This window comes from bacterium (genome assembly GCA_016699045.1).
In the GTDB taxonomy this organism is placed as follows: domain Bacteria; phylum Babelota; class Babeliae; order Babelales; family RVW-14; genus AaIE-18.
In genome coordinates, this window is the sequence record CP064957.1 from 938,363 (window position 1) to 956,829 (window position 18,467).

At 38.7% G+C, this 18,467-nt stretch carries 16 protein-coding genes and 2 tRNA genes; 10 read left to right on the plus strand and 8 right to left on the minus strand.

The window, feature by feature from the left end; genetic code table 11:
* Positions 1 to 75 precede the first annotated feature (75 nt).
* The 3 genes from IPF37_04260 to IPF37_04270 form a co-directional block, all read right to left on the minus strand.
* A tRNA-Asn gene (locus IPF37_04260) sits at positions 76 to 151 on the minus strand.
* Positions 152 to 194: 43 nt separating this feature from the next.
* Positions 195 to 271 (minus strand) — tRNA-Val (locus IPF37_04265).
* A gap of 202 nt (positions 272 to 473) precedes the next feature.
* The gene (locus tag IPF37_04270) at positions 474 to 728 is read right to left on the minus strand and encodes a hypothetical protein (protein ID QQR48747.1); all 255 of its coding nucleotides are present in this window, start codon (positions 726 to 728) and stop codon (positions 474 to 476) included.
* A gap of 328 nt (positions 729 to 1,056) precedes the next feature.
* On the opposite strand from IPF37_04270, the gene IPF37_04275 reads away from it, so the two are divergent.
* The 8 genes from IPF37_04275 (at position 1,057) to tnpA (ending at position 6,964) form a co-directional block, all read left to right on the plus strand.
* On the plus strand, positions 1,057 to 1,653 hold the full coding sequence (locus IPF37_04275) for a hypothetical protein (protein ID QQR48748.1): 597 nt from the start codon (positions 1,057 to 1,059) through the stop codon (positions 1,651 to 1,653).
* A gap of 338 nt (positions 1,654 to 1,991) precedes the next feature.
* Positions 1,992 to 3,113 (plus strand): hypothetical protein, encoded by a 1,122-nt coding sequence (locus tag IPF37_04280; GenBank protein QQR48749.1) that lies wholly within the window; start codon positions 1,992 to 1,994, stop codon positions 3,111 to 3,113.
* 227 nt (positions 3,114 to 3,340) lie between these two features.
* Complete coding sequence (locus tag IPF37_04285) at positions 3,341 to 3,793, plus strand: ankyrin repeat domain-containing protein (protein QQR48750.1); 453 nt, start codon at positions 3,341 to 3,343, stop codon at positions 3,791 to 3,793.
* Positions 3,794 to 4,050: 257 nt separating this feature from the next.
* Positions 4,051 to 4,344, plus strand: coding sequence for a hypothetical protein (locus IPF37_04290; protein ID QQR48751.1), 294 nt, complete (start codon positions 4,051 to 4,053; stop codon positions 4,342 to 4,344).
* A 157-nt stretch (positions 4,345 to 4,501) separates the two neighbouring features.
* On the plus strand, positions 4,502 to 4,675 hold the full coding sequence (locus IPF37_04295) for a hypothetical protein (protein ID QQR48752.1): 174 nt from the start codon (positions 4,502 to 4,504) through the stop codon (positions 4,673 to 4,675).
* A 487-nt stretch (positions 4,676 to 5,162) separates the two neighbouring features.
* Positions 5,163 to 5,750: a hypothetical protein gene (locus IPF37_04300; GenBank protein ID QQR48753.1), complete on the plus strand. Its 588-nt coding sequence runs from the start codon at positions 5,163 to 5,165 to the stop codon at positions 5,748 to 5,750.
* Between the two features lie 36 nt (positions 5,751 to 5,786).
* On the plus strand, positions 5,787 to 6,236 hold the full coding sequence (locus IPF37_04305; protein QQR48754.1) for a YaiI/YqxD family protein: 450 nt from the start codon (positions 5,787 to 5,789) through the stop codon (positions 6,234 to 6,236).
* A 287-nt stretch (positions 6,237 to 6,523) separates the two neighbouring features.
* A complete protein-coding gene (tnpA, locus tag IPF37_04310; protein QQR48755.1) occupies positions 6,524 to 6,964 on the plus strand; it encodes an IS200/IS605 family transposase in 441 nt (146 codons plus the stop codon).
* 17 nt (positions 6,965 to 6,981) lie between these two features.
* Here tnpA and IPF37_04315 read toward each other — a convergent pair whose 3' ends face one another.
* Complete coding sequence (locus IPF37_04315) at positions 6,982 to 8,988, minus strand: CYTH domain-containing protein (protein QQR48756.1); 2,007 nt, start codon at positions 8,986 to 8,988, stop codon at positions 6,982 to 6,984.
* Positions 8,989 to 9,392: 404 nt separating this feature from the next.
* Between IPF37_04315 and IPF37_04320 the strand changes: the two genes are divergently transcribed.
* Positions 9,393 to 10,232: a hypothetical protein gene (locus IPF37_04320; GenBank protein QQR48757.1), complete on the plus strand. Its 840-nt coding sequence runs from the start codon at positions 9,393 to 9,395 to the stop codon at positions 10,230 to 10,232.
* 301 nt (positions 10,233 to 10,533) lie between these two features.
* Here the strand turns inward: IPF37_04320 and IPF37_04325 are convergent, their stop codons facing one another.
* The 3 genes from IPF37_04325 to IPF37_04335 all read right to left on the minus strand — a co-directional run bounded on the left by IPF37_04325 (position 10,534) and on the right by IPF37_04335 (position 16,760).
* A complete protein-coding gene (locus IPF37_04325; protein QQR48758.1) occupies positions 10,534 to 12,972 on the minus strand; it encodes a hypothetical protein in 2,439 nt (812 codons plus the stop codon).
* 15 nt (positions 12,973 to 12,987) lie between these two features.
* Positions 12,988 to 15,462 (minus strand): hypothetical protein, encoded by a 2,475-nt coding sequence (locus IPF37_04330; protein ID QQR48759.1) that lies wholly within the window; start codon positions 15,460 to 15,462, stop codon positions 12,988 to 12,990.
* A gap of 257 nt (positions 15,463 to 15,719) precedes the next feature.
* A complete protein-coding gene (locus IPF37_04335) occupies positions 15,720 to 16,760 on the minus strand; it encodes a C40 family peptidase (GenBank protein ID QQR48760.1) in 1,041 nt (346 codons plus the stop codon).
* 171 nt (positions 16,761 to 16,931) lie between these two features.
* Here IPF37_04335 and IPF37_04340 point away from each other — a divergent pair, with 171 nt between their 5' ends.
* Entirely contained in the window at positions 16,932 to 17,810 is an 879-nt protein-coding gene (locus IPF37_04340) for a M48 family metalloprotease (GenBank protein ID QQR48761.1), read from the plus strand.
* A 2-nt stretch (positions 17,811 to 17,812) separates the two neighbouring features.
* Here IPF37_04340 and IPF37_04345 read toward each other — a convergent pair whose 3' ends face one another.
* Entirely contained in the window at positions 17,813 to 18,349 is a 537-nt protein-coding gene (locus tag IPF37_04345; protein QQR48762.1) for a peroxiredoxin, read from the minus strand.
* Between the last annotated feature and the right edge of the window lie 118 nt (positions 18,350 to 18,467).

The window sequence follows — 18,467 nt, forward strand, 5'->3', positions numbered from 1 at the left end:
ATGAATTTATAACGAATGATTTTGATAAAAAAATAGCCCCAGCAAGTCTAAGCCTACCAGAGCGAATTTGAAAAGTGGCTCCCCGAGTAGGACTCGAACCTACGACCTAACGATTAACAGTCGTGTGCTCTACCAACTGAGCTATCGGGGAGCGAATTTCAATGGATGGGCCAGGCATTTCCTTCAGAAATGACTGGTGGGCGAAGCGGGATTCGAACCTGCGACCCCCTGCTTGTAAGGCAGATGCTCTAACCAACTGAGCTATTCGCCCGGCACTGTTGTCCTCCGAAGCTATCAGAGCGTAGGAGGAGTTGTAAAAAACAGATGAACAGAGATTAAAGTAAAAACGTGAGCAAGTCAAAGTTTTTTTACCCTTTTTACTTCAATTTTTGAGGTCGATTTAAAAACATCTTCTGACAGAGCTTTTGTCAGTAAGTGTTTTTGGTAAAAACGTATATCGCTTTTAGCGGCTATCAACAAGCCTGGTTGGCTATTTCTTCCTGCTTGATAACGTGTGCCATTTTAAAGTGCGCTACTGTTTTTGCGTCAGCTATAACTACTTTGCGGCTAGGTTTGCCAGAGTGGTCAAAATACAGCCACAATTCTATCGAATTAAATTTACTTTTTTCCAGTTCAAATTTTTCCCACAAGAATGGATTTTTTAAATCTTTTTCAATGTCAAACTCCTCCACGTGGTCAAATAATGGCCCGACTATCATACGCTGCATTATGAAGAGCCCTGGTTCTTCTTGTTTTATGGCTCTGACTTTTGGGATATTGTTTCAGGGCCATCTTCCGGCGATATCTCGAGGTTGTAAGTCATCTTTAAATCTTTCTAATTTGAATAATTTGACACGTTTGTTTGGTTGTAAATTTCCACTTTTCAAGCAAGATCTTAATTTGTTTTGATAGATTTTACAATGTTTAAATTGGTTTTGTTTGTATTTTTTATCTATTGATCAATCTTGTAAATGTTGACATTGGTTTGTATGTATGTTAATGTGTTACTCGTTGATACGATTTATTTTACGCTTAAAATGTTGCCAGAGAAACGTTATGACTAAGGTTATTATTTATCAAGCAAGGGCCATAAACCAAGGTTGTATCTACATTTACGTGGGGAAAACCGAGAGAACATTGGACGAAAGAAGACAAGAGCATGAGGACAAGGCACTGCGTAATAGTCCCCGTTCTTTTCCTCAGGCGATGAGAAAAATTCCTCTTGATTGTTGGGAGTGGCAAGAGTTGTTTGTCTGTGAGGCTGCTGATGCAACAGAACAAGAAAATCAAATGATTATGAAGTATCGCATTTATGAAAAAAATAATCCTAATTTCATTGTTTTAAATGATACGCCTGGTAAAAACATAAATCAGCCTGACAAAAATGATGAACCATATTATGGCATATCGAAGGCTTGTAGACAAAAAAATTATGCTCCTAGCGAACGGGGCAAAAGATTTGCAATGATTTCAGGAAAACTTAAACCCGTAAAAAATCTTAAAACGGGGCAGGAATATCAAAGTATTGCTGAAGCAGAAAAAATTGATAAAAATTCAAAGTTATTAATAAAAAGATCTTGCGAAACGGGAAGAATGCTCAATGATGGGACTCGTTATGCGTATATCGATTTAGATATGGTGATTCAAAACTAAAAGAAGGACATCAATTAGATCTTTATGTTGGTAAAAGGGCGCGAAAAATCAAAGAACTAGTTAGTAGTCGCGTTTTTAATAATGCAACAGAAGCTGCTAATGAATATGATGTATCAGTTGGTATTATTCAAGCTGGGGCTATTGGAACCCATGGCATAATAAAGAAGAAGTACGTTTTTTGCTATTTAAACGAAGACGGCACCGAGGCAAGAATCTCGGTTCATGACAAAGCTTTAGAAAAAATCAACAGTAGAAATCATCGTAAATACGTTGTTTGGCCTGTTGATTTTTTCTACGCAGAAGCTCTTAAAGAAAAACAAGTTGGATATTTTAAAAGTATGCGTGATCTATGCGAAGAATTAAATATCAAAAATAAGACTCATGTTAAGGCAGTATGTGATGGGAAGCGATCGCACGTAGAAACTTACCGGGTTGCTTATTACGACAATGAAAAAAATGAGCCTAGCCTAACAAAGCGGCATAATGAAAAATCTTCAAAAATTATCAGAAAAATACAATGTTTGGATGATAAAGAAATTTTTGACAATTGCACAGAGGCTGGTAAAAAATATTCGATTGAGCCAGGTCAAATTGGATTATGTGCTCGAGGGGTATTAAAGTCAGCGCGATGGGAAAATCCGATAACTGGCAAGAAGGAGCGATTACGTTTTGCTTATCTTGATGCTTCCGGGAAGCCAATAATAAAACAAAAACATAATGAATCATTGATGCAGAGACAAGGTATTCCAAAAATTGAGCTGACTAATCCTGCAACAATCGAGTATTTAGGTAAGAGTACCTTTGATTCTTTGGCAGAGTATTGTCGTGAAATGGGAGTTCCGGCGAAAAGAGCACGGAAATACCTAAACAATTTGATTGATAAAGATCAAATGGATGGTTGCGAATTTGTTGAAGTTGGAACTAGAGCTGTGCGTCGCAAAGAAAAAGACATGAAGAAAAAAATCAGTACTATTTTAGAGTGGCTTTGGTGGTTTATTGATTTGTTTAACAATAGGAACGCTACTAAGTCTCAGCGTTTTGAGATGAATATCAAAAATCATGGAACAATTATTGGAGATATCAATATCGGTAATAATAACGATCAAAATGTGGGATCATTAACTACGTTGAAAGATATGAAGTCGTTTGCCGCCTTGGAGCATGCCTTTTCTGAAGCTAGCGGTATTTGGATCATTGGCAGTATTTGTGATATTAAGCGCGCCAGTCAAAAGGATGCGGGTTGTTGTACGTCGATCAAAAATATTTTTAAGAACTTAACAATAAATATGGAATATGCTCAGTTAGCTAAGTTTCAAGCTATTGAAGAAAGTGCTTTGGTGGCAATCAAAAACCTTAGTGAATCTCATGATCAAGAGTCTAGAGATCATTTTTTAAAAACTTGGCGTGATCTTGCTTCGCAAATTCAGAATTTAAAAAGCGACCTTGCTATAGTTTTATAGTGTTATAAAAAGGCCTATTCTTATTTTATTGGTGAAGGCATCACATGAACTTAATCGTTAATCAGTCGGCACAGCCTTTGCCTGTTAAATTTGCCATAAAATTCAGTCTGAATACGTATCATTTATAGAGCGCTTTGAACTGATCTATACCCCATTTGAGCTGCTGCCTGCCATGTGTTATAATCATGAGCTATCGTGATTTATAATTTTTAAAGAAGGATTTTTAAATGAATATCATAACCAAGCTTTTATTAAGTGTGACACTTATTCTTTCAGCGACCATTACAGAATCAAAATGTACAGCAGAACTCAATGACAAAAAAACTGCTAACGCTGAATTAGACAAGGCTTTTATTTCAGCCGTAAAAAAACATAATCTAGAAGAAATGCAAAAGCTCATGAAAGCAGGAGCTGATGTTAATACACCAATTCCTTACGTACACACTTCGGGCGATTGTGACTGGAACGTTGAAGCTACGCCCCTCATGTTTGCTATAAAAGATTGCCACTTAGAGATGGCAAAGATGCTCTTGCAAGTAAAAAACAAACTTTCTACCAGTATTAATTCAGCTCTGTGTGCAGCAGTAGAAGAAGGCTGCTTAGACATAGTGGAAGAACTTATAAAAGAGGGGCTGATGTTAACTATATCTCTGGCAACCCTTGGGGAGATACGCCATTAATGTTAGCCATAAGAAAAGGAAGAAGCGGCGCGCACTATTTCTTTTAAAAGCAGGCGCTCATGTTAATTATGTTAACAAAGAGGGCGATACGGCTCTTACGATAGCTCAAAGAGGATGTAGCCTTAGGACGTTGCTAGAATTTTTAAAATGCCTTGAAACGACTTCAGGCTCATTTTTGGTTTGGAGAGACCGATTAACTATGCTGATAAAGGTGGCAAAACGGTTCTTATGAGAGCTGTAGAACAGAATAACCTCCTATGGTGCAAGAACTTTTACAATGCCCTGAAGTGACGACAGGCTCATTTTGTGGGTTTGGAACAAAGTCAATTAATTATGCTGATAAGGATGGCAATACTGCTCTTATAAGAGCTATACAAAAGGTACAGACTTCTTACGTTGCTGGTGACAAGAGAGGGCATAAGGCTTGTGTAGATAGCCAGAAAATTATAGACATACTTTTAAATACTCCGGGCATTGACCCTCACCATGCTAACAAAAAAGGTGAGACAGCTATAGCCTTACTTGAAAAATTAAATAAGAAATATAACTAATTAAGCATCAATTCCTGTTGTAAAATTCGCCGGCCAAAAGTGCGAAGAGAGACCATATGTTAATTGGCAACGAAACAGGCCAAGTCTATTTTTTTGCGCTTAAAGCAGTTTTGCAAGATATTGATTTATAAAATAACGGAGTTTTAGGAATATTTTTATGAACAGAAGATTAGCTAATTTTTTACATCGTTCTTTAGTAGCCTTGCTGCTTATTACCGCAGTAAAAATTTCCCCAGCAGTGGGCAAACCTACTCCCGGCAATGATGCATTCGTTAACTATGTAAACCAACTTACCTCCGGTATGAGTGGTTATGATAAGGAATGTTATTGAGCCTATCAAGTACCAGCGGATAGAGATACCCTACATAACAACTGTACCGGTTTTGAGCTGATAGACTTAATGATACATTCGTTAACTATGTAAACCAACTTGCCGCCGGTATGAGAGAGATGTTATTGGCTATCACAGGAGAATGTTTTGCTTTGGTAAACAAAGGTACTGAAGAGCACAAATACCAGTACCTGATAGACTTAATGATACATTCTTTAACTCGGTAAACCAACTTGTAGCCGCCTGTTAGTGCACAAGTGGCTATTGGGCTGAACGGGTTATTGAAGCACTATCACGAGTACCAGCTGATAGACTTAATGATATATTCGTTAACTATGTAAACCACGTTGCTCCCCGCTACGTTAAGCTGGGGCTCCGTGAGCACGACCCAAAGCTTAAGAGCAGGGTTATTCAGGCGCTATCACAGGCACCGGCTGATAGACTTAACGATACATTCGTTACCTCGGTAAACCAACTTACCGCCGGTATGGACGGCTATGATAAAGCGCTTGTTATTGAAGCCCTATCACAAGTATCAGCCGACAGACTTAGCGATACATTCGTTAACCACGTAAACCAACTTATCCCTGGCGAGTATGGCAATTATAAGGCCTTTGCTGCTGAAGCACTATCACAAGTACCAGTTGATAGACTTAATGATACGTTCGTTAACTATGTAAACCAACTTACCCCCTATAACTCCGATAAGAGAGAGATTATTAAAGCGCTATCACAAACGCCAGTTAATAGACTTAATGATATCTTTGTTAACTATGCAAAAAAACTTTCATTCGGTTGTAACACTGATGAGGCAAAGATTATTGAAGTTCTATCACAAGGACCAGCTGATAGACTTAATGATACGTTCGTTACCACGGTAAACCAATTTATGCCCAATTCAAATAACTGCCGCTATAAGCACCTTGTTGTTGATGCCCTTTTACAAGTACCGGCAGAGGAATTTACTGGTCGCGTTGCGCGAGCTCATACTATACATTTTTACCCTTGGGACAAAGATGGCATCGATCGATTAGTGTTAATTTTTAAAACGCCTCTTGATCAAGAAGTTTCTTAAAAGCTTTTATCATCTTCTCTGTTAGAAAGGTTGTAAATGTTAACCATCTACGTAGATGCCGATGCTTGCCCTGTAAAAAAAGAAATTTTTCGAGTAGCCCTGCGGCATGACTTGCAAGTTTACTTAGTAAGCAATAGTCGGCTCGCTATGGTAGTTGATAAAAATGTGCATAAAATACAGGTTGATTCTAACCCAGACGCTGCAGATGATTGGATTTGCGAACAGATCAAGTCTGGCGATATTGTGGTCACCACCGATATATTACTGGCGGATCGGTGCCTAAAAATGGATGCACATGCCATAAGCCCAACGGGCAAAATTTTTAATGATGATAATATAGGTTCAGCAAAAGCGATGCGTGATTTACGTGCTCATTTGCGTGAAACAGGAGTAGCTCCAAGTTTCAACGCCGTTTTTTCCACGCGGGATCGCGCTCGTTTTTTACAGATGTTGGAAGAGATAATCCAGGGAATAAAAAGACATTAACGACCTTTTATCACGTGAGATGAACAACCCCACATTTTGTTGTATACTCTTCCAGATTTCGCCGGATGTCCTGAGTTTATCGAAGGACGACTGGCTGGCGCCATCAATCTCTCCCAAAAGTTTATTACCATGAGCAGAATACCCCAAGGCTTTTCAAGCCTGGGGATGAATGCGAGTCCATTTGGCGCTGAAGCAAAAAGCGAAGTATTTTTGCGAGGAGCCAACTGAAGTGGCATACTGGGACCATGAAGAAATATTGGTCGGGAGCACATACAAGGCATAGATTAATGTACCACTTAGTTTGGATTCCAAAATACAGAAAAAGGATATTGAAGGGAGCTATAGCGAATCGTATTGAAGAGTTGTTTCGACAGTGTGCAGAAGTAAATCGATGGGAAATTCATGAACTGAATATTCAGTCAGATCATGTTCACATGCTGATTCAGATAAAGCCGAGCATAAGCGTTAGTATGGTTGTTCAATTGTTCAAGGGTGGTAGTAGTAAGATAATTAGAGAAGAGTTTACAGAATTAGAAGAATTTCTCTGGGGAGATAGCTTTGGGCTGATGGCTATTTTGCCGAAACAGTTGGCCAGTGCAGCGAAGAAGCTATCAGAAAATATATTCAGAACCAGTGAGTTTCAAATGTTCATTGAGAAGCCCCGGCTTTTAAGCCGGGCGGTGTCACTTTTTGTTGCTTATTGTAAGGAACGAACATGCTTATCATAGAGATAGACTTTTCGCGCCTATTCGTTTGGCTGAGGAGCGCCATAAAGCGCTGCAAGCTTATCTATTTCCTCAAACGTGATCTGTGGATATTTGTTGAATACATAGTGTGGAATATTCAAAACTTTTTCATAAATCAGGTCGATACTCCCAAACATTGCTTGTGCAGGATCAAGGCCAAGTTTTGTGACAACCTCGTTTACCGTGTGCGCATCAGCACCTTCGATTTCTACAAAGACCGGGAGCCCTGGCCATCGGTCTATTGATAACTCACACGATGCAAATTCCCATTGTTCACGATAATTTTCTTGGTATGATTTTTTTTGCAAACCGAGCACTTGTAAAAACGCACAGCCTTTATCAAAAGAATCGATAACGAGTTCTGTTTCATAAACACCATCAATGGCATCTGCATTGAGCAAACTTTTAATGGTCATCGTTACACGATTACCTTCATCGCGCACGCGTGCCCATTTATTATCACCAAGGTTGAAGGTGACCCGACGCATAAGTACTTCAGAAGAAACTTTAGTTGCTCCAAGAGCACGAAGCTGCGTCTTGAAGTTGTTTGCATCAATGAAAAATTTTGCTTCATATTCAATGTTCATATTTTGTATAGTCTCTTTTGTGTTTTCTTCAGTCTCATCATTTATTGATAAAATTTTTCGCGTAGCTGCAAAGCCAAGATGGTTTTTGTACCATGTTATTAATTCTGGTTCTAAAAAACTCTTTGTTGCATCAAATGTTTCTATTGTATCCATGGTAACTGTTAGCGGTTCCTCATAAGAATTGATGGCTTTTTTTCGAAGAATTTCTTCAGCGAGGAGTGTAAGATTTAATAATACGGTATGTGTGTTCGTTTTTGACTTACTCAATAAAGAACAGGTTTCAACAATTAATGCGGTATATTCTGGATTAGAAGATTCCATTGATTTTAAAATGTCGTTCTCATAAATTTTGATAAAGCCATTTTTTCGTCGCTGCTCCATTAATTCAATCATCATACCGCTATAAACGGTTCTCAACATATGCTCTTGTGTTGGATCGGTGAACTCAGTCAATAATAAATTATAGGCACGTTTTTGATTTTCTGTTTGAGAAGGCGTTAAGACATTTTTTATATCATTGATGGTAAACAGTGGCGTGTAGTCGTGCGATTCCAATGCGAGTCGATACTCAAAACCAATTGATGCTATGGACTCACCTTCGCGGGAAAAAATATCTTTGTGTTGAGGGTTGCCTAAATTTTTAAAAAAATCGGCATATCTTTCAAGAAAACCGTTTTGTTCTAATATGTTAAGTAACCAAAAATGATCAAACAAATCATGAATTGTAAAAGCTACTTTAGAATTTATAAGATCATTCACCGTCAAAATTCGTTTATTTTTTAGTATATCCAGAAGCGGCTTGTTCGAATGTGTACTCAGTATTTGTTGTAAAAGCGGCATATGTTCATCAAGAACCTCAATCTGAATGCCTGTCTTTTTTAAAATAGCAAGTGTTCGTTCGGTTGGGATGCCGTTAAATTGTACTAAATCATTTTCCTGTTGCCCCCACTTTGAGGCTCTTCGTATCTGTAAATTGTGCATAATGACCGATTCATCTTGTTGCATATATGATTGGGCTAAAGAATAAAGCTCGGCAATTTTTGCATCAGGTAGCTCAAATACTGCTTTATATTTTGCGGGTACCGTAGACGCTTTATCGTGCGCCAATCTGCGCCATAGGACAATCGCTTCATCGGTTTTGCCAGCCTGTATTAATATCCCACTCAGCCAATGTAATATCATGGCATCACACGTGTCATGGTTTGCAATCTCTGCGTGTTGCGTAATAATTTCAGCGATGGCGCTTTTAATTTCCCATAGTTGAGTTTGTTGCAAATCTTTATCGGTGGGAGACGACCTAAATAATGACAGATTCTCCATGGTGTTGGGCGATTCTATAAACATGATTTTATCATCAATAAAATTGCCCTTTAATACACTATTTAAAGATAAAATAACCAAAATAATTATGTACAACATATTTCGCTCTTTTCGAAAATTGGCAAAAAAAAGACCTGATTAATCAATGACCGAAGAACTATTCATTACGTGGATGAGTTTGGATGGTTAAGTATTATAAAGATTTTTTTTACAAAGCAATAGCAATACTTTGTAAAAAAATTTGCACATTGATTTCTGGTTGAATTTTTAAGTGCAATTTGATTTAAAAAAATGTTAGCTGATCAAGAAATGCAGCCCCTTCACCAAGAACTTTATCCTTTCGAGAGTCGGCCCTTATTAAGTGATGTGGTTATGTAAGCATGCTGAACTTGGTATGGCTTTTTATGATTGCTTTTTTTGATAAAGAGGGATAGGCTTTTCGACAATATAAAGCGTGATGAGGTGAGGCCAGTATAGATATTTCAACTATTAAAAAAAGGATTATGATGGAAACAGTAATGCACAAATCACCAGCCTCAACAGCTGCGCCGATTCAGCAGCAGCAACCCCTGCAACCGCGCGTGATAACGATCGATATTCCAATGGCGGGATATTTACGATTGTATCGTTGGGAAAACATAAGTAAGCACGCTGGGAAATATCCGCCACACATTTTTAAACAAATTGCCGTAAAAGAATATGCTCAGCGTTTTCCTCATATCACCACATTCATTGAAACAGGTACCTACAAAGGGAAAATGATTGAGGTCGTTTCAAAGATGTTTACCAACATCATCACCATCGAACTTGCTGATAAACTGTACGAGCGTGCTAGGAAACTTTTTGCTAACCAACCGCACATTACCTGTATTCATGGCGACAGTGGCAAAAAACTTGTTGAAGTAATGGCCTCGCTTCGTGGCCCAGCCATGTTTTGGCTTGACGGTCATCATTGCGATGGTTTGAGCGCAAAGGGCGATCTTGATACGCCAATTATTGCCGAGCTTGCAACTATTGCTCAGCACAAGAATGCCGCCGATCACGTTATTCTGATTGACGATGCTGCTTGTTTTAATGGCACCAATGATTATCCAACGCTTGAGCAAATGGAAGTAATGTGCAAAAAACTTTTCCCCTTGGCAGTTTTTGAAGTGGAGAAAAATTTAATTCGCATTCATCCACAAGAAAAAAATTTACAACGACCAACAGTGATCGTACAAGCTCGTATTGGTGGCGTGCTTGACGTGCTCAGACTCTTGGCATCAGCACTTGCTGGTTCGGTCAAAGTCTTTAAATTTCCTTTTAAATCTCCTGGCGACAAGGTTGTCGACAGACTTCGCTAAATCTTGATAATATTTACACGAGCCCTCGAGAAATCGGGGGCTTTTTCTTTATCTCAACAATGTTTGTGCTAGCAGCTCTGCCAGCCATTTTCCATAATCATCAGAAGTCCAACCGCTTTCAATCACGAGCATGCGATACATATCTCTGCCGGTAAATGCCCACAGAATATCGCGGGCCCATTCGCATGCTTAAAACGGCAGCGCTGATGACATTTCAGGATGGGTTGATTGTGCGCAATGAGATCTTTTTTGACGCGCGTCTTTTTGAGACGTTAAAAAAGTAAAAAGAGATTTTAAGCAATTACTTACTTTGTGCTGCTTTAATTCTTGCTTTCATAATGCCAATTCTTTTTTTAATGCTATCAAGCTCTTCTTCCGCCAGCTGTCCCGCCATTTCAAGCTTTTTATATTCATTATTTACGTACTTTAATTTGGCTTTTCCTTGGCGCGCCAACTCAGCAGCAGGGGTATTTTCAAGTGCTTTAAGGACGTGCAATAAGAGTATCTTTTTGAGGTGACCGGGTTTTTGTGTGGCTGATGACTTATCGACTTGAGCATCAATTTTATCGGCAATCATTGAGAGCGTGATAGGTTCTTTGATGTCTGAAATGTCGTGAGCATCTAAAAATTTATCAGCTAATGCCGGCATTTCTTCTGGAGTGGCAAGGGACATGTGGAATGCTTGGCATTGTTCTGCGATAGTCTTTCGAGCATCAGATTCAAAACTTTGAACTTCAAATGCGCCCTGATAATCCTGTTGATTGTGTGTAAGCATAATCTGAATAGCTGACATATATCCTTCCCATTTGATTTGAATCATCATGTTTTCAAGTGAGATTGATTTCTCGTTTCCTACATTAAGTCCAGAATTTTCATAATCTAGGCAGGTAAGTTTTTTGATCAGAAATGTTATTTTTGAGCGGGTGCTATTGAACGATAAAAAATTGGATATGAGCGCGGACAAAGTGCCACCGAAGCTTGCTTCTTCAAAAATATGAGTAACATTTTTAGGTTGAGTTGCGTATTGTGGTGTTGCCGAAATAATTGTTGTTTTAGTTCCTATTTTGATTGGAACTTGAATATGGGCTGGATATATGAGGGCTGCCTCAAGATCTTTGTTGCTTAAATCGATTGATTTGTTTTCCAATTCATTGATTTTAACAAAAGCATTAGTTAAAATTTTTACTTTTTTATCAGCGTCAAGAGCGCCAAAAATACCCACTTTGGGGATGCGTATAAAAGGTTGATTGTTATACTCAACTTCTGCTGGGACAACATTTTTCACAATGGCCGCGAAAGGATTTTGCGTTGATTTACGAAGTGGAGACGGCGCAATAAAAAACTCTCTGAGCATCGCAAAAAAATTAGTAAACATTTTAGGTGAGAAGTTCACGGCACCCTTGGCGTTGTCAAAGTTTAGCGTTGTCTTTGGTGAACCAGCAGATGTATACAGCTCGCCAACCCCTTGTGCCGTAACAATAAATGTTACATTCAATTTTTTTAGTATTTCATTAATAAAGATTTGATTACTGCCGCCTGCAAAACACGTAGAATAATACAAAAAAGATGTTTTTATGCCCCGTTCGAAAAATTTTATAAGCCGTACAAAATCATTAAAAGGTAGTCCCGCAACCTGTGCTGTTTCTGGTATAATATCTTCGTCTGAAAGATTTTGTACTGATTCTAATTGAGATAATGTTGTGCGAGTTTTTTTTGCATCTTCTAAATACTGGCGATATTCTTCCAGCTTTCGTTTAGCGTCTTCTAGTTGCTGCTGGGTTGTTTCATCATTGGCATTGCTTAAATTTTTAATTTCTTCTTCTTTATTTTCAATCGACCATTGCCAAAGCCCCGTCTGATCTACCTCTTTTTTCTTGATGCCTGGGCCGCCATGACCGTTTAAAAAAATATTCCATGATGCGAGCGTATGCTGAATGTTTTCTATTTCAGCTTGTTCTTTTTCATCGTGGTTGAATTTGATAGTTTGCTTAGTAACAAACATAGATTCAAGTGCATCAAGATTCATAAAAGGTTCTCGTGTTTGATGCGCTTGTAACGTTGCCAAGAGTTTTTCTGGAGCTACATCATCAATGGCATCAAGGTTATCAAGTCTAAAACCGCATTCAGTTATGCAGTGTTCACGTTGCCCATCCATATTTTCAAGAACAATGCCGACGCGCTGAGCGATATAATTTTTGGGGACTAAAAGAACGATGGGAGCATGTTTATGAACATAGCCATACCAGCCAGTATTGCTCAGATCGCTTAGACCAAGGCGAATCGCGTCCTCTTTTGATTGTGCGAGATCTCCTTCGTCGGTACTTTCTGGATGCATTTTTTTAGTTGCCGCTACTTCTTGTGCCATTATTTTTTGTCCTATTTCATCAAGTTTTTTTTCAATAAGATTAAGATTTTTAGTAGCAAACGCTGCTTTTAATTCTTCGTTCATATTTTTAAATTGTTGATCAGTTTTCCAAAGACAAAAACTTTGAACCATGGCACTGGTACAAATAACTGGCGCCACCGCTTCCTTGACGCTATCGACTAAACTTAACAATGGACCAGAAAAATATCCGCCATCAGACTCAAGGTGCTCTTCTGGGGTTTGTACTCTTTCATCGCCTTTGGAATCAACAAACAAAATCAAATCGTTGCATTGTTGCTGAGGCATGGCGGCATGTACTTGGCTTGAGCTCAGGATAAGGACCAACAAGCCAATGTTTTTAATAAACCTTTTCATAAGAACTTTCTCCCTTTAATTTTTTTGATTTGATTGTACATTCGCTGCGCTAATTCTTTCTTTCAAAATGCCGATTTTCTTTTTAATGCTATCGAGCTCTTCTTCAGCCAGCTGTCCCGCCATTTCAAGCTTTTTATATTCATTATTTACGTACTTTAATTTGGTTTTTCCTTGGCGCGCTAACTCAGCAACTGGAGCATTTTCGAGTGCTTTAAGGACGTGAGACAAGAGTATCTTTTTGAGGTGGCCGGGTTTTTGTGTGGCTGATGACTTGTCAACCTTGGCATCAATTTTATCAGCAATCATCGAGAGCGTGATAGGTTCTTTAATGTCTGAAATGTCGTGAGCACCTAAAAATTTTTCAGCTAATGCCGGCATTTCTTCTCGAGTGATAAGGGACATTTTAATGTGGTTACATTCGTTCAAAAGCCCTTCCTTGTACTCAAAATTTTGTATTGATATTGATGCGGCATAGATTTTACTTTCGACATTAAAAATAATATCTACAGGTTTCCAAGTTCCTTCCCCTGGAATTTGAACCAGCATATTCTCAATGATTACCTTATTCCCGCTTCCTATTTCCAGTCCTGAATCTTCATAGTCCTGACAGGTCAATTTTTTAATAAGAAAGGTTATGGTAGAAAAGCTTTTGTTAAAGGTTAGAAGGCTATAAAAAAATGAAGAGAGTGAGCCAGCTGCTTCTACTTCATCAAAAATATGAAAAGCATGATAAGGTTGTTGTGCGAGTTCTTTTGGTGTTACCGATACAAGAGCTGCCCTTTCGCCTAATTTTAATGGAACGTTGACGCGGTCTGGATACACAAGAACGGCGTTAAGGTTTTGGTTACTTAAATTGATTGGGTGATTTTCAAATTCATGTATTTTGACAAGAGTATTCGTTAAAATACTAACCTTTTCATCAATCTTAATGGCATTGAACACGCCAACATTAGGAATGCGTACAAAAGGCAGTGCTATTAAATCAGGAGAGTCTTTTTCTGGTACGATCATTGTTTTTACAATTGTTTCAAGCGGGTTTCGTTGCCAAAACCCTTTTTTCCTTGGTTCGCCAAAAACTTCTCTTAGTGTTGTAAAAAAATTACTAAAACCTTTGGGTGATAGCGTTAACGTGTTTCCAGCGTCATTGCGTATAAGTTGAGGGAGTTCGCCATAAAGAGGAAATTCTGAAATGCCGGCTGATGAAGCAAGAAAACTTACATTTAATTTTGTCAGCATTTCATTAACAAATGCCTGATTATAACCACCAGAGAAGCAGGTGGAATAATGAACGTATTCTGTTTTTAAATTGCGTTCAAAAAATTTCATAAGTCGAGAAAAATTACCAAATGATAAACCAATGAGCTGGGCTGTTTCAGGTACGACAGCCTCATCTGAGAGATTTTGTATTGATTTAGGCAACTCAGGATTATTTTTTAATACGGTTGCATAAGACCTTTCTGAATCCTCTAAATACTGGTGATATTGTTCCAGTGTTCGTTTGGCGTCTTCTAGTTGCTGCTGGGTTGTTTCGTCATTGGCATTGCTTAATTTTTTAATTTCTTCTTCTTTTTCGTCAATCCATCTTTGCCACATTCCTGTTTGATCTAAATCTTTTTTTCTTCTGCCAGGGCCGCCATGCCCGCCCAAATAGATATGCCACAAGGGAGTGGGGCCTTGATTTGGTTCTTCAGGCTCTATTTTTTCTTTGTTTATTTTCTTTTTTTGCGTTACAAACATTGCCTCAAGAGCATCCATATTCATAGCAGGTTCTCGAGCAGGTTGATTTTGCAAAATAGCTAAAAATTTGTCTGGCGATATATCCTCAATTTTATCAAGATCGTCGAGTCTAAAACCACATTCTTTGATATAATTTTCCAAGCTTTGTTCAACATGTTCGACCGAAACACCAACGCGTTTTGCGATATAATTTTTTGGAATTAAAAGTACAAGATCGGCATTTTTGTGAATATAGCCACACCAATTCTTATTATTTAAGTTAGTCAAACTCAAGACTGAAAAGCAAAGTTCATGAACATACGTATCGCCCTCATATCCCACTTGAGATACAAGTTTGCTCGTAATGTTTCTTACTTCTTCTGGATTGGCGGTTTTTTCAGCGACTGCTTTTATTTCGGCAAGCATTGTTTTATGTTTTTCGTCTGTTTTTAAAAAACAAACATTTTTGGCAAAATTACTTGTTGCAATGAGCGGAGCTGCTTGCTCATACAAAGAAAATACGAGTTCGATAGTAATCGCAGAACCGGTGCTAAGACCTTTTGCGCTATCAATATGTTCTTGTTCTTGTGGATCAAAAATTATAATGAGGTCATTAAATTTCTGGCTTAATTGATGTCTATTTTGATGTGCATTGCTACTTTCTGCTTGGTCAAAGGCGGGATCCATTGAATGCAGAAGTGTGGTATTTATTGCCAAGAGAAAGATAGCTAAAGAATAAAGCAGTCTATGTTTTGGTATAAACATTTTCTTCATAAAATACTTCCTTTTTAGTAAATAATGAGTTTTTTATCCATTTAAAAGACTATCGCCCTTAATTGATTCTATCGATTGTCTATTCAAATTGTCAATAATATCGATATTTATTTGGGGCATTAAAGAGGGGTGGGAAGGTTTTTTGAAATCTTTGTTGGGTGATAAGCCAAAAGGCTGTAAGTCATCAAAAAAAAGGCCAAAACAGCCCTTTTTTGACGCTCGAATATTTGAATAATCTACTTCTTAAAGCCTACTTATTAAAAGATCGATCGAAAGAAAATAAGATATTCTTCATCAAAGGCAGGAACCACATCGCCATTTTTTAAAAGATTAATGCTTTTGCCAAAAAGCTTCGTGCAGGTCGTTTTCTCGCAGAGGCCAGTTTGTGGTGATGCTTCAATGAGTTCGTCATTGCCCGCATAAAGTAAGACGTGGTCGATGCGAACATCATTTTTGTTAAGGCCAATTGGTTGCCCCGCAAAGACAAGGTCTCCTGGTTGAAGGTTGGAAGAATCGATTTCGGCTGTCTTACGAAAAAGGGCGGCAACGTCGCGGCTGATTATCTTAGCGCACGAGCGGTAAGCGGTGTGAATCAATCCCGCACAATCAAAGCCGCATCGCTCAAATGCAGACTGCCCGCCCCATTGGAAAGGGATTCCTAATAGCTTTTCCGCTTGACTGACGGCCATCGATCTGAGCGAGTGCTCATCGAGTTGTTTAAGTTTGTTGATTTCTGTAACACTATTTTTGCTGATGAGAAGCATTGTCTGAAATGCTCCTTCCGGATGAATAAATTGAAAGTATTGAGGATTGTTGCCGTCTTCTACAAAAAGCGTTGAGCCCATGGGAAGTTGTAATACCTCGCGGAATCCTTGGTTCATACAAGAAGCATGCACATCGCTAACAACGACTTCTAAAGTGCCATGGTTTTGCTGGTTAATCGGTGCGGCTATTCTTTGCAAATTGGCGGGAGAGATTACTCCTCCGGTCCCACTTGATCCTTTTAGGAATATTTCATTTTCGCTTAGTGCTTGTGCGGTAAATTCTTCGCCATAAAGAAGCTGGCCTATTTGGTATACCGGGTCTTTGCCAAGGAAGGTATCGAAGTAAAAATTATCCGGCAAGGCGCGTAGCTTCGGTGTTTTACCAAAATAAAGCCGGGTGCATGGAGAGGTTGATCGGTACGTTCTTCTGCTGTTAAAGCTCATGCCGAAAAGTGAATTGGTGGTGTAAGTAATGGCAAAAATTAGATTGAGCAGCAGCACTTTGATGAATATTTTATGAATTTTCATGATCATGTTTCCGAGCGTTTAGAAATAGAATATTTTGTTGGTAGATTTTGTAATGTAGCATAAGTTAGATCTGGCGCAAGAAGATTGAAGTTTTTGATGAGCCAGTTATACTGGAAAACCCGCCTGAAAGCTGCGTTTTTTGAACAAAATATTAATGCCAATGATTAAAGGTTTTTCATGATCATCACACCTGAAATATTACCAACAGCGTCTGTCGTGCGTGCGGCAGCAATTATGACAGATCATGAAACCAATCTTAAAATAGTTGATGATTTGTTAGCGCTTGAAAAAAAACCCGTTAATGACTGGAATGTGGTCTATCCAGCCCTTTTCAATTTTTTACAAACCATGGTTACGGAATTGTGCGCATCGCTCAAATGCGCAAGCCCAGATTTTTTTACCATACATTTTCAAGGCATTCAAGCCCAGCAGGCCAGTGCGTATATTATGACTAATCGTACAACGCAATTTCATATTGGTGCTGAGCTGCTCAAAAAATATCTCGTTAATCATGATCCAAAGAAAGCGCATGAAAACTATCAAGCGCTGCGATGGGTAGTGGCGCATGAGCTGGGGCATTTGGCTGATCCGGTTTTTAACATGTTTGCGCGGACGTACTTTGTGCGTAATTTTATAGAGAATGCCTGTCTCTTTGCATTTTTGTTTGCCGGCGGCAATATGATATTGAATAATACCAGTCATGCACTTTTTGTTGGTATGGCCAGTTTTATGATAGTGAAAAAAATTTTTTTAATACTGTTGCATCGAAAATTTGAATACAATGCGGACAGAATTTCGCTCCAAGCGGTTCCTGGTATCGAGCTTAAGGTTATCGAAAAAACGCTGCGCAGTATGCAGAATGCAATTATGCCGCTGTGTCATATGGACACGACAACCAAGTTGTATCGCTTTGTGGGTGTATATTTCCCTGCTCTTTGCAATAGTTCTTGGTACAAAAAAATTGTTGAGATGACGTTCTTTTATTTGCATCCATCGCTTAATAGACGCATGAAAAAGTTGGCGTCGTGCATGTTGTTACAAACTAAAAAAAATTAGGTTTATTTTTTATCTGCTGCTTGAATTCCAAATGCTTTCAAAATTTCCTGCGCGTGGTTGACCACATCAACGTTTTTGAAAACGGTCACAATCAAGCCCTTTTCATCAATCAAAAATGTTTTGCGTGATGGAATTGGTGCGGTAAAAAAGAACAGCCAGGTTGAGGCGGCGCCATAAAGTTTAGCAACTTTTTTTGATGAATCGCTTAACAGCGTGAAGGGCAGGCGGTGTTCTTTTTTAAACTTTTGATGCGAGGCAACGGAATCGTAGCTGACGCCCAGGACCGTGATGCCATTTTTTTCAAAAACTTCATAATCATTTCTGAGCGAGCAAGCTTCTTTGGTGCAGCCGGGCGTATTATCTTTTGGATAGAAATACAGTACTACTTTTTTGCCGCTAAAATCGTGCAGTGAGCAGTCGACGTCAAGATCATTTTTTAAGGTAAAATCGGGCGCTTTGTCGCCAACGTTCAACTGCTTTGCAGACAAGTTTGAAAAGAGCGAGCAGGTGAGGGCTAGTGCGTACGCATATAATTTCATGATTGTTCTTTCATTACTAAAAATATTTTTAAAAAATGACCTTGCGATAAAACATTGTAAGGCAGAAAGTTTTGCTATGCAACGTTCGTTGAGAGTCCCGTTTGAGCTGCCTACTTGT

What these genes read in the sequence shown, in the direction of transcription:
- IPF37_04325 (QQR48758.1), bottom strand. Translation starts at nt 12,972, where the DNA reads ATGAAAAGGTTTATTAAAAACATTGGCTTGTTGGTCCTTATCCTGAGC.
- IPF37_04340 (QQR48761.1), top strand. Translation starts at nt 16,932, where the DNA reads ATGATCATCACACCTGAAATATTACCAACAGCGTCTGTCGTGCGTGCG.
- tnpA (QQR48755.1), top strand. Translation starts at nt 6,524, where the DNA reads ATGTACCACTTAGTTTGGATTCCAAAATACAGAAAAAGGATATTGAAG.
- IPF37_04280 (QQR48749.1), top strand. Translation starts at nt 1,992, where the DNA reads ATGCGTGATCTATGCGAAGAATTAAATATCAAAAATAAGACTCATGTT.
- IPF37_04345 (QQR48762.1), bottom strand. Translation starts at nt 18,349, where the DNA reads ATGAAATTATATGCGTACGCACTAGCCCTCACCTGCTCGCTCTTTTCA.
- IPF37_04320 (QQR48757.1), top strand. Translation starts at nt 9,393, where the DNA reads ATGATGGAAACAGTAATGCACAAATCACCAGCCTCAACAGCTGCGCCG.
- IPF37_04285 (QQR48750.1), top strand. Translation starts at nt 3,341, where the DNA reads ATGAATATCATAACCAAGCTTTTATTAAGTGTGACACTTATTCTTTCA.
- IPF37_04270 (QQR48747.1), bottom strand. Translation starts at nt 728, where the DNA reads ATGCAGCGTATGATAGTCGGGCCATTATTTGACCACGTGGAGGAGTTT.
- IPF37_04295 (QQR48752.1), top strand. Translation starts at nt 4,502, where the DNA reads ATGAACAGAAGATTAGCTAATTTTTTACATCGTTCTTTAGTAGCCTTG.
- IPF37_04305 (QQR48754.1), top strand. Translation starts at nt 5,787, where the DNA reads ATGTTAACCATCTACGTAGATGCCGATGCTTGCCCTGTAAAAAAAGAA.
- IPF37_04275 (QQR48748.1), top strand. Translation starts at nt 1,057, where the DNA reads ATGACTAAGGTTATTATTTATCAAGCAAGGGCCATAAACCAAGGTTGT.
- IPF37_04290 (QQR48751.1), top strand. Translation starts at nt 4,051, where the DNA reads ATGGTGCAAGAACTTTTACAATGCCCTGAAGTGACGACAGGCTCATTT.
- IPF37_04335 (QQR48760.1), bottom strand. Translation starts at nt 16,760, where the DNA reads ATGATCATGAAAATTCATAAAATATTCATCAAAGTGCTGCTGCTCAAT.
- IPF37_04300 (QQR48753.1), top strand. Translation starts at nt 5,163, where the DNA reads ATGGACGGCTATGATAAAGCGCTTGTTATTGAAGCCCTATCACAAGTA.
- IPF37_04330 (QQR48759.1), bottom strand. Translation starts at nt 15,462, where the DNA reads ATGAAGAAAATGTTTATACCAAAACATAGACTGCTTTATTCTTTAGCT.
- IPF37_04315 (QQR48756.1), bottom strand. Translation starts at nt 8,988, where the DNA reads ATGTTGTACATAATTATTTTGGTTATTTTATCTTTAAATAGTGTATTA.